Annotated in this window: 5 protein-coding genes; all 5 read left to right on the forward strand. The window is 45.7% G+C overall.

Features of this window, described 5'->3' with window-relative positions; translation table 11 throughout:
- Positions 1–177: 177 nt before the first annotated feature.
- The 5 genes from E5342_RS09165 to E5342_RS09185 all read left to right on the forward strand — a co-directional run bounded on the left by E5342_RS09165 (position 178) and on the right by E5342_RS09185 (position 11537).
- Positions 178–3327 carry a hybrid sensor histidine kinase/response regulator transcription factor gene (locus E5342_RS09165; RefSeq protein ID WP_246867084.1) on the forward strand — a complete coding sequence of 1050 codons (3150 nt, stop codon included), beginning with the start codon at positions 178–180 and terminating at the stop codon, positions 3325–3327.
- Between the two features lie 200 nt (positions 3328–3527).
- Positions 3528–6563 carry a SusC/RagA family TonB-linked outer membrane protein gene (locus tag E5342_RS09170; protein ID WP_121735178.1) on the forward strand — a complete coding sequence of 1012 codons (3036 nt, stop codon included), beginning with the start codon at positions 3528–3530 and terminating at the stop codon, positions 6561–6563.
- A gap of 31 nt (positions 6564–6594) precedes the next feature.
- Positions 6595–8190 (forward strand): RagB/SusD family nutrient uptake outer membrane protein, encoded by a 1596-nt coding sequence (locus tag E5342_RS09175; protein WP_121735120.1) that lies wholly within the window; start codon positions 6595–6597, stop codon positions 8188–8190.
- A gap of 181 nt (positions 8191–8371) precedes the next feature.
- The gene (locus E5342_RS09180; protein ID WP_121735119.1) at positions 8372–10708 is read left to right on the forward strand and encodes a GH92 family glycosyl hydrolase; all 2337 of its coding nucleotides are present in this window, start codon (positions 8372–8374) and stop codon (positions 10706–10708) included.
- A gap of 31 nt (positions 10709–10739) precedes the next feature.
- Positions 10740–11537 (forward strand): basic secretory protein-like protein, encoded by a 798-nt coding sequence (locus tag E5342_RS09185; RefSeq protein WP_135959251.1) that lies wholly within the window; start codon positions 10740–10742, stop codon positions 11535–11537.
- Positions 11538–11931: the final 394 nt, after the last annotated feature.

Raw genomic sequence — 11931 nt, forward strand, 5'->3', positions numbered from 1 at the left:
ACACTCTGATGTTGAAACTTTATGCAAAAATATAACGATTAAATAATATACAATGGAAACATCATCAAGATCTGTACCTTCCAATCCAATGTATATATCGTTTTCCGTAACGGAAGTATTTTAGACCTAAGCCGACCGAAAAGCGTGATAGATACAGGCATCGGTATCTTTTGTCTGATGAACGATAAAAGACAGGAGATTCTTTGGGTAGGGACCGATGGACAAGGCATACGGATGTTTTACGATAAACCCGATCTTTTCGGCTCTATCTTACTCAAGGATTTACCGATTAATATACAGAATCCCATACGTTCTTTATATACAGACAATGATCAATCCCTTTGGTTCGGAACAAAAGGAGACGGAATTGTCCGGATACAAGCTTATGACACTTACCTTAACAAAAAGGCAATTCCACAAAGTGCTATCACGCATTTCACCACCGCCGACGGATTATCCAGCAACCGGGTATATAGCTTCCAAAAAAGTGAATTCCATCCTTGTATCTGGATCGGCACGGAAGGCCCGGGGCTCTGTTATTATTCTTATAAAGAAAATCGAATGAAGACGATTCCGCAGCAAGAGGACACTCCCCCTATCCGTTATATCCATTCTATCTGTGAGGTAAACGACTCGACATTATGGTTGGCGACAACCGGCAACGGATTACTGAAAGTTACTTTACGTATAGATAAAGTCACGCCTACAATCAGTAAGATACAGAGCTTCCCGCTAAAAAACAGGGAGAATACCTGCAAAGAGATCCAATCCATGATATATGACAACGACTCGACCTTATTTCTCGGGAGTCGTGGCGGTTACGGGGTTATTAGTTTTAACATATTCAACCAGAAATATGAGTTCCTGCAAACCAACAATTTAAGGAATCCGGCCATTGGAGACGTGTTATCTGTATGCCAGACCGAGGATTCTACTTTCTATGCAGGCGCCAGTTCTGGACTTACCCGGATTAAATTTAAAAGAGGAAAGATACATTTACGCCAATTCGATAAAAGCAACGGGATCGCAAACGACATGATCCATGGCATCCATGAGGGGAATGATAGCTGTATCTGGTTAAGCACCAACAAAGGCCTCACCAAATATAATCCCCGGAATAATTTTTTCCATAATTATCATCAACCTTATTTTAGTGTCACGGAATTCTCTGATGACGCTTATTGGAAATGCCCATACTCCGAACGTTTATTCTTTGGAGGTATCAACGGATTGGTCTGGGTAAATAAACAAGCGGAGCCGGAGTATACCTATCAACCCGAATTAAGTTTCTTCGAGTTGCAAATGGATAAACGAATCTTTCCATTATACAAGGACATCAGCCGGAACGGTGTAACGGTTCCGGCTGATGTGCAATCGTTAACGATTGCGTTCGTCGCTCCTGATTACATCAACGGGGAGAATTACGAGTATTCGTATCAGTTACTCAACTATAATTCTTCTTGGGAAAAATTGCAAAAGACAAACAAGGTTACTTTCATGAACCTCCCGTACGGGGAATACTTGCTGAAAGTCCGTTATCGCAACGATGTCATTGATTCGTCGGCAAAAGAATACACCCTACCTATCAAGGTATTACCTCCTATTTATCTAAGTTCATTAGCTATTTTCACGTATCTTTTTATCGGTACGGTTTTAATCATCATCGCCATCTATCGCATCCATCAGCAAATACTAAAGAAACAGAAGCAAATAGCAGACAAGATCAAGGAGGAGCAAAAAGAGAAGCTATACGAGTCTAAGCTGAATTTCTTTACCCATATCACGCATGAGTTATGTACCCCGCTTACCTTGATTAATGGCGTGGAGAATTATATCCAAGCCTATGCCGCCACTTCAAAAGACAAGACATTAGACAAATACACTTCAGTCCTCCGGGAAAATGTAGAGGAACTGAACGGGCTTATCCAAGAAATCCTTGATTTCCGGAAAGCGGAAGACGCAGGATTCAGTCATACGCATATCCGGAGAGTATCCGTATCTTCTCTTTTGCGAACCCAATTCGAATGGTTTTACCCACTATCCGAGCAACACCAAATCCAATTCAAGATCAATGCTCCCAAAGAGCTTTATTGGAATACGGATCCCGTCTATTTCAAGAAGATCCTAGCGAATCTAATTTCCAACGCCTTTAAATATACGGAAGACGGGGGTACGGTTCGTATCTCCTTACATGAGGAGGAAGACTTCCTCATCCTTAAAGTTTACAATACCGGCAAAGGGATCAAGGAAGCAGACAAGCAAAATATTTTCGACCGATATCGTATCCTTGGCACGATGGATAACGATGATAACAGGCAAAATACGGCACAAAACGGCCTCGGCCTATTCATCTGTCACAGCCTTGTACAATCCTTAGATGGTAAAATAGACCTAGAGAGCAAGGTCGGCCAATATGCTGAATTTACAGTTACCTTGCCTTTTGGAATCGTAGAAGAGAGCTCAGACGACACGATAGACGAAGAGATTCCCGTATCGCTTCCTTCCCCAAACACGGATATACAAGAGCCGCAAATCCCACAGACGGTACAAGAACAGACAGAAAATAAACCGATGATCCTCGTTATCGACGACCATAAAGATATCGTCTGGCTAATCACGGAAACCCTCTCTTCCGAATATCAGGTTCAGGAAGCTTATAATGCGGAGGAGGCTTTGGAATTCCTCAAGCAATACACTCCCTCCCTTATCATCACCGATATCATGATGCCTAATATCGATGGATTGGAATTGATCTCTCTTATCAAGGAAAATAGATATACCCGTCATATCCCGCTTATTATCGTATCTGCCAAAATATCAGACCAAGAGCAAGCGGCAGGACTTAATATAGGAGCGGATGCCTATCTAACCAAGCCTTTCTCGCCAACAGTTCTCCTATCCGTCGTGAACCGATTGATGACAAATCAAAGAGAATTAAAAGAGTATTTCTATTCTCCGGAAAGCGCCTATCAATATACGGAAGGGCAATTATTACATCAAGAAGACAAGGAATTCCTTGACACCGTAACCGCTATCATCAAAGAAAATGTAAGCAAGGAAGGACTCGGTCCCGAGCTGGTAGCGGACGCATTGAATATAAACACCCGCATCTTATATCGCCGTTTCAAGAAAATATCTACCATGACGCCGAGTGATTTTATAAAGGATTATAGGTTAAACTATGCGGCGCAATTACTCGTAAATACTAACATGAGCGTTCAGGAAATTATTTATAATGTAGGAATTTCTAACAAATCATACTTCTATAGGGAGTTTGCCCGTAAATATAACATGACTCCTAAAGAATACCGCACAAAAGAGGCATAAATCATTGATTCCTAAATAGTGTCATAATCTACCAAAATAGTGTCATAATCTGCCATACGTATTTCATGACACTTCTTTGGCATTTCTAAGCACTCTTCAATTCGTTAAGACCTATTAATATTGCTGTCGAATAACAAAGCAAACCGCTTGTGTGTATTCTTCCTTCGGGAAGCACATTATTAACTTTTAATTTAATGTTTATGGAAAAAAAGAGTGAAGGTAAGACGAGGAAATGCCTGACTTTATTAGGTGGACGAACCTCTTTGTTACTTTGTTTATCTTTAATGTTTCAGTCTTCTTATGCGGCCGGAGATTATTCTACTGTTCCTGAAATGGGAAACATGGAGATTCATCAGATCGCACAGCAAAGTTCAACCATTAAAGGTGTAGTAAAAGACCAAAAGGGTGAACCTCTGATTGGTGTTAGTATTGTTGTGAAAGGAACCACGAACGGAACAGCTTCGGACTTCGACGGAAATTTCACCTTGGATGTGCCGGATAACAGCACATTGGTATTTTCTTTCATCGGATTCAAATCCCAAGAAGTTCGTTATACCGGGCAAAAAACATTGAACATAGTCTTAGCTGAAGACTCTGAGACACTAGACGAGGTAGTAATCGTAGGTTACGGTTCCCAAAAGAAAGGTGAGATCACCTCATCCGTTACCAGCGTGAAAGCATCCGACTTTAACAAGGCACCGGTAGTAAACCCGATGCAATTGGTGGAAGGACGTGTGGCAGGTCTGACCGTATCACGTAGTAGCACCGACCCGAATGGCGAGGTAAAAGTACAGATGCGTGGTGCCTCATCTCTGAAAGGCAGCAATGAGCCTCTCGTTATTATTGACGGCATGCCGGGTAACATGACTTCTTTGAACGCTATCGCACCCGAGGATATCGAGGCGATCGACGTATTGAAAGACGGTTCCGCAGCCGCTATCTACGGTACTCGAGGTAATAATGGTGTGATTATCGTAACAACCAAACGTCCACTCGTTGGTACAACCCAAGTGGATTATTCTGGCTATATCATGCACGAAGCCGTGTATAAACGTCCGGATATCTTAAATGGAGACGAGTTCGTCGCTTATGGTAAAGAGACGAACAATAGCAACCTGAAAGACTTCGGCGGAAGAGACGACCACTACGACATGTTGCTAAACAAAAACAATTTCACACATGTGCACAATTTGACAGCAACGGGTGGAAACGACAAAATGAACTACCGTGCCTCTTTGAACTACAAGAAAAACCAAGGCATCGCCCAAATGACAGACAGAGAAACGATCAATGGTTCTTTGGCTGTCAACCATAAGGCATTCGACAACAAGTTGCAATTATCATTCAATCTAGCCAACTCTTATATAGACGCAGATTTCATGCCAGATCACGGTGCTTTCTACCAAGCAACCCGTATCAACCCAACCATGCCTGTATATAAGGAAGATGGTTCTTTTTGGGAAACCTATAGCGGCTATGAGGATTACAACCCGGTAGCTCGTACCTACCAGCGAACCAAACACAAAGAATACAAGAACTTATTGAGTAGCTTCAAGGCACAATACGAGATCATTCCGGGATTGAATGTAGCAGGCTTCTTCGCCATGGAAAAAAATGACGAACAAACCAACGAGTACAGTCAACGTATCGAATACAGCCAAATAAAAGACGGAACGAACGGAAACGCCTACAAGCAATACAAAAAGGACACAAACAAAACCATGGAGTGGACGGCCAACTACGTGACTTCCATCAATGGCGTACATAATATTACCGGTTTATTAGGTTATAGCTATCAAGATTTCAACTATGAGATGATGGAGATGCGTAACAAAGACTTCTTGACAGACGTGTTCGAAACTAACAACATTGGATCCGGAGGTTATCTCCAAGACGGTAAGGCCGAGATGAAGAGCGAAAAAGAGACCAGTAAGCTAATCGCTTTCTTCGCCCGTGCCAACTATAATTACGATGGCAAATATATGGCCAGCGCTTCTATTCGCCGTGAAGGTTCCACGAAATTCGGAGCGAACAACAAATGGGCTTGGTTCCCCTCTGTCAGCGCAGGCTGGATGATCTCTCGCGAGGAATTCATGGAGAGCCAAGAGGTATTTGATATATTGAAGCTACGTGCCGGTTTCGGTATCACGGGCAGCTTACCTACCGATCCATATATGTCGCTTGCCACTTACGGAACAGGAGCCGGCGCATGGAACGCTTACACAGGGTCATGGTTGGCTGCCACTTACGGTCCCAACATCAACCCGAACCCGGATTTGAAGTGGGAGAAGAATGAGTCCTTGAACATTGGTTTCGACTTTGGCTTACTAGGCGGGCGCTTAAACGGAACGATTGATTGGTATCGCCGTACAACTCGCGACCTAATCAGCAGCTACAATGCCCAGCAGCCTTCCTTGATCTATAACACGATCACCACCAATGTAGGTACAATGCGTAACCAAGGTGTGGAATTAGCGTTGAACGCAGAGGTAGTAAAGACGAAAGACTTCTCTTATACTGCCAACTTCACATTCTCATACGAGAATAACAAATTGACTTCCTTGTCCAACGATGTATATAAATCTTCTTATGAGGATCAATACGACCTGCCCTCACCGGGTAACCCAGGTAAAGCCTACCGATTGCAGGAAGGACAACCGGTAGCCTCTTTCTTCGGTTACATTTGTGATGGTATCAACCCGGACGGTACTTGGAACTTACGTGATATCGATGGTAAAGAAGGTTTGTCCGATGCCGACCGTACCTTTATCGGTAATGGTTTGCCTAAGTTCAAGGCTGGTCTGCAAAATACCTTTACATACAAGAACTTTGACTTCGGTTTCTTCTTACGCGGCATGTTCGACTACGACGTATTGAACGAGGGAGCGATCTATTTTGGCACGACCGTGAATATCGACCAATCCGGTACGAACGTGTACAAGGATGCCTTGAAGAACAAAGTGACGGAGCAACCGTTGTTCTCGTCTTACTATCTGGAGAAAGGAAATTTCTTGAAGATCGATAACGTAACGTTAGGATACACTTTCAACTTCAAAAACAATAAGTATGTACGCAACTTACGTATCTATGGAAACGTAACGAATCTAGCCACAATCACCGGATACTCCGGCTTGACTCCCGATGTAAACGTTACAGGCTTGGAGGCTGGTATAGAGAAACGCGGATCTTACCCCGTTACCCGCACCTTCACTTTCGGTGTTAATTTTGGATTCTAAATTTAAATAACGATAGATTTAAGACAATACAATGAAAGCTTTAAAAAACATATGCGCAATTTCATTATTGCTAGGAGCTACCGCATTTACATCCTGTACGGATCTGACAGAGGAAATACATAGCTCGGTAATCGCTGAGAATTATTACAATAACTCAGGTGAAGTAATGGCGGCTATGATGCGTCCATGGGGGCACTTTTGTGGAACTATGACAGTAGCCAAATCTCCATGGTCTTGTAACGAATTATCCGCCGACGCCGCCGCTTGGCCTCAAAAAGGTCGCCATGGCTATGACAACGGCGACTGGATTCGCCTACACCGCCACCAATGGATCCCTACAGATGGTCAAGTGGTGGAAGCCTGGAGATTACTTTTTATGGGTATCGGGCTAGCCAACAATTTCCTAACAGACATTGAGAGACTTGATTTCGAGGCACTTCAAGTTCCCATGTCTAAAGCGCAGGCGCAAGCAGAGATGCGTATATATCGCGCTTATTGCTATTGGTACGTGATAGATATGTTTGGCACAGCTCCTATTTGTGAGAAAATCGGCGAGATCAATCCTTCCTCCAAATCCCGCGAAGAGATCTTCGCCTGGATTGAGAAAGAACTGAAGGAAAGTATCCCCTCCTTATCCGAAAGCAAAACAGAGACCTACGGACGCGTATCCAAATGGGGTGCCTATGCGTTATTGGCTCGTCTTTACTTGAATGCGGAAGTCTATACCGGGCAAGCTCGCTGGGATGACTGTATCGCCGCTTGCGACGAGTTAGCGAAAGGCGGTTTCGCTTTAGACAAGAAGTGGAACGACACTTTCCGTGCGGATAACGACAAACGATCTACTGAAATCATTTGGTCGATCGTATTTGACGAGGTATATGCCAAAGGCATGGGTTGGTATCAACGTTGGTTGCATTACGCACACCAAACAGGCTGGAACCTGCAATCAGGTCCCTGGAACGGTCTGGTGACACAACCTACCTTTTACGACTCATTCGCCGATAACGACTTGAGAAAGGTGGAGGGCTTCTTGATCGGTAAGCAATATCCTCGCAAAGTGGATGAAAACGGCAATTACTATTACGACACGACCGCAGAGCCTTTGAAAGGTTCTGAAGAGTACAATGGACAGGATTTGGTTTTCGTAAACCACATCAAGTCCATGACCGAGGGCGAAGAAAACAGCGGCGCTCGCTCCATCAAGTATGAGACCCAACCGGGTACTACCGGAGATATGAACAACGACTGGGTAATGTTCCGTTATTCCGAAGTTATTTATAATAAAGCGGAGGCTTTGATGCGTAAGAACGGCGGTAAGGCGACTCAAGAGGTAGTAGACTTGATCAACAGCGTCCGCCAAAGATCGTTCAAGACAGAAGATTGGGAAAAAGCGAAATACACGACCGCAACATTGACCTTGGATGAATTCTTGGTGGAAAAAGGCCGTGAGTTCGCATTCGAAGGTATCCGTCGTACGGACTTAGTACGCTTTAACAAGTTCGTAACCACCTCTTGGTGGGATAAGGAAGCATCCAACGAGCCGAAACGTAATCTCTTCCCAATACCACAAAAGCAATTGGACGCTAACGCAAACTTATCTCCTAACGAGGCAAACTCATTATTCTAAATATCAACTAAGTATAGTAGAAATCCATTATTAACAAATTAGCACTTGACAATGATAGAGGACTACTATACTTATTGATCTGAAAATATAAAAGGTTACCTTTGATAAGATCAAAGGTGATCCTTGATCTTATCAAAGGTGGCCTTTTATGTTTCATCCTTTTCTAACTAATTGATACGACATGATAAATCTCAAGAAATCGATGTGTTGCCTCTTTCTGGCAGCCAGCTCAACAGTAGCGATCGCACAGACCAGTGTAGTTGATCTTGTAAACCCGATCATCGGGACGAACGGAATGGGACATACGTTCCCGGGCGCTTGCGTGCCCTTCGGGCTCGTGCAACTCAGTCCGGATACGGATACCATACCACACAATGTAGACGGTAAATACCAACCTCGCTCCTACGAGTATTGCGCAGGTTATCAACATAAAGACAGTAGCATCGTAGGTTTCAGCCACACCCACTTCAGCGGTACCGGCCACTCCGACCTCGGGGATATCTTGATTATGCCTACCACCGGAACATTGAAGCTAAACCCCGGAACGGCCACGAATCCCGATGGCGGTTACCGTTCTCGTTTCTCGCATGACACCGAGATATCCCATCCCGGATACTACGAGGTGATGCTCGCCGATTATGGCGTAAAGGCGCAACTGACCACCACCCAACGGGTCGGCATCCACAAATACACATACCCCACGAACAGTGAGAACCAGCGCATTATCCTGGATATGATCCACGGGATCTATAACTATGACGGCAAAGTTCTCTGGACCAATATTCGCGTAGAGAACGATACGCTGGTAACCGGCTATCGTATCACAAACGGTTGGGCACGTACCAACTATACGTATTTCGCCATGTCTTTCTCCAAACCGATCACGCATTACGGATGCGAGGAGAAAGCGAAAGTTAATTACAGGGGCGGCTATGGCAAGTTCAACATGAGGGAGAATTTCCCGGACATAGGCGGACGCAAGATCGTGGCCTATTTCGATTTCGACCCGAAAGCTTCCGACGAGCTGGAAGTGAAAGTGGCCCTTTCCGGAGTCAGCACCGAGGGAGCCTTAAAGAACCTACGTGCCGAAGCTTCCGGCACGGACTTCGACCAATTAGCCGCCAAAGCCTCCGATACCTGGAACAAGGCGCTCTCCGTCATCGACGCAAAAGGAAGCGACGACCAATTGGCCATGCTTTACACTTCCTTGTATCACACGATGATCAATCCGTGCGTATATACGGACGTGGACGGGCAGTACTGCGGACTCGACCATAATATCCATCAAGCGGACGGCTTCACGAACTATACGGTATTTTCCGTCTGGGATACCTATCGCGCCCTACATCCCCTGTTCAATATCATCAACCGGCAAGTGAACACGGATATCGCCAAATCCATGTTGAGGCATTGCGAGCAAAGCGTTCATCATGCCTTGCCGATCTGGAGCCATATGGCAAACGAGAACTGGTGCATGATCGGTTATCATTCCGTCTCTGTCCTGGCGGACGCTATCGCCAAAGGATTACCGATCGATAAGGAAGCCGCGTTAAAAGCGATGATCAGCAGCTCCACGATCCCTTATTATGAGGGAACCAAAGAGTTTATGGAACTAGGCTACGTTCCTTTAGATCACAACGGTAGCGCAGGTTCCCTGACTTTAGAGTATGCTTATGATGATTGGACCATCTATAATACGGCTTTATTAACGGGAAACCGGTCCGTGGCCGATACTTATAAAAAGCGTGCGTCCAACTACGCAAATGTATTCGATACCTCGATCGGCTATGCCCGCCCTCGTCATACGAATGGAAAGTTCAAGGAAGACTTCAGCCTGCTGAGTACGCACGGAGAAGGGTTTATAGAGGGAAATGCCTTGAATTATTCTTTCTATGTACCGCAAGACGTGAACGGCATGATCAAGCTGATGGGAGGCGACCGCTCATTTACGCAAAAACTGGACTCCTTGTTCGACATGCACCTGCCCGATGAGTTCTTCGCCCATACCGAAGACGTGACTAAGGAAGGACTACTAGGCGGCTATGTACACGGCAACGAGCCCAGCCATCACATCCCATTCTTATACGCATGGACCAGCCAGCCTTGGAAAACCCAATACTGGCAACGCGAGATCATGAATAAGATGTATCGCAACAATATCGACGGACTTTGCGGTAACGACGACTGCGGCCAGATGTCCGCTTGGTATATCCTTTCCGCCATGGGATTCTATCCGGTTTGCCCGGGTACGGACCAATACGTATTAGGCGCTCCTTACCTTCCCTATATGAAGGTCCGCTTGGAGAATGGCAAGACCTTCGAGGTAAAAGCCGATAAAGTCAGCGACAAGAACCGTTACGTAAAAGCGGTAAAGCTAAACGGGAAACCCCATACCAAAGGATACATCACGCAGGATGACATCATGAACGGTGGAACGCTCACTTTCGAGATGACTTCCAGCCCGAACAAAAAGCGATTGTTCAACGGAGAGGATCGCCCTTATTCACTGACAGATTAACCTATTTCTCATCTAAAAACAGACAAGACTCATGAAGTATAAACAACTAATCAGCGGCGCTTTCCTGTTGTGGACTTGCATCGCTTGCTCCGGCAAAAAGGAACAGCCGGCCACGGTAGCGGAAGCCACCTCAAACCCTTGGGATAATTATCACATCGGAAAGATCGATTTCAAGAATCTTTCCCCCGAGGCTAAGGGCTCGGCGATCTATGCCTCCGTCATCCCGGACCCGGAAGCCTATATTACCAAGCATGCTCGCAAGGTCGTAGAGACGCTTTATTTCACTCCGGAAGATAGTATCCCGGGCATCGAGGAGATCCACTATACATTAAAGGAATACGACGGGGTATCTGCGAAAGACGGAGCGCCCCCTTCCATCAGTATCGTATACAGCACGAAATGGATCGAGAAAAGTTTTGCCAATAACGACACCGCGAAAGTGGATTACGAGACCCGCGGCGTATTATACCATGAGCTGACGCATGGTTTCCAATTAGAGCCTCAGGGCATAGGTAGCTATGGGACTAATAAAACTTTCTGGGCCATGATAGAAGGCGTGGCGGATGCCGTAAGATACCTAAACGGCGGTTTCACCTTGGAAGATCGTCCCAAAGGCGGCCATTATATGGATGGTTACCGCACGACGGGCTTCTTCCTCGCATGGCTTACGCAAACCAAGAGCCCGGATTTCTTGCGGAAGTTCAACCGAAGCACATTGGAGGTTGTCCCCTGGTCGTTCGACGGTGCCGTGAAATATGCGCTCGGCGATGATTACGACATAGACTCCTTATGGAAAGAATATATGGCAGCGATGGGAGACGAAGCTTAGAAGCGGCCTTCCGTGGGCTCAGGCCTACGGGAGGCCGTGCCAAATCAAACAAACCGGGCGCAGGAAGAGAAGAACGACACTATAACAGGGCCGGAAAAGATTGCGTTAAAATGCTTTTAACATCTCGGGCCATTCCGGAGCCGATCTGTTAAAAATACGACGCCACTTTAACGCCACTCGCTGGAACTGGCCCTACACTGGAGCTACACTGGAGCTACACCGGCCCCTCCATGGCCCATTTCCGCGTTAAAACCGACAAGAATCCTTACGAATTTTTAACCGGTTTGGCGTGAACCCATTTCCCGGCGCGGCCCCGGGCTGAACCTTTCCCGCCGCTCCCTTGTTACCCGCCTGTCTGATCCGGCATCGGGAACCCGTAGATTTATATCATAGT

The sequence above is a fragment of the Parabacteroides distasonis genome, assembly GCF_004793765.1.
Lineage (GTDB): Bacteria > Bacteroidota > Bacteroidia > Bacteroidales > Tannerellaceae > Parabacteroides > Parabacteroides distasonis_A.

Coding starts and splice junctions, on each gene's coding strand:
- E5342_RS09185 (WP_135959251.1), top strand. CDS start 10,740: ATGAAGTATAAACAACTAATCAGCGGCGCTTTCCTGTTGTGGACTTGC.
- E5342_RS09180 (WP_121735119.1), top strand. CDS start 8,372: ATGATAAATCTCAAGAAATCGATGTGTTGCCTCTTTCTGGCAGCCAGC.
- E5342_RS09165 (WP_246867084.1), top strand. CDS start 178: ATGAACGATAAAAGACAGGAGATTCTTTGGGTAGGGACCGATGGACAA.
- E5342_RS09170 (WP_121735178.1), top strand. CDS start 3,528: ATGGAAAAAAAGAGTGAAGGTAAGACGAGGAAATGCCTGACTTTATTA.
- E5342_RS09175 (WP_121735120.1), top strand. CDS start 6,595: ATGAAAGCTTTAAAAAACATATGCGCAATTTCATTATTGCTAGGAGCT.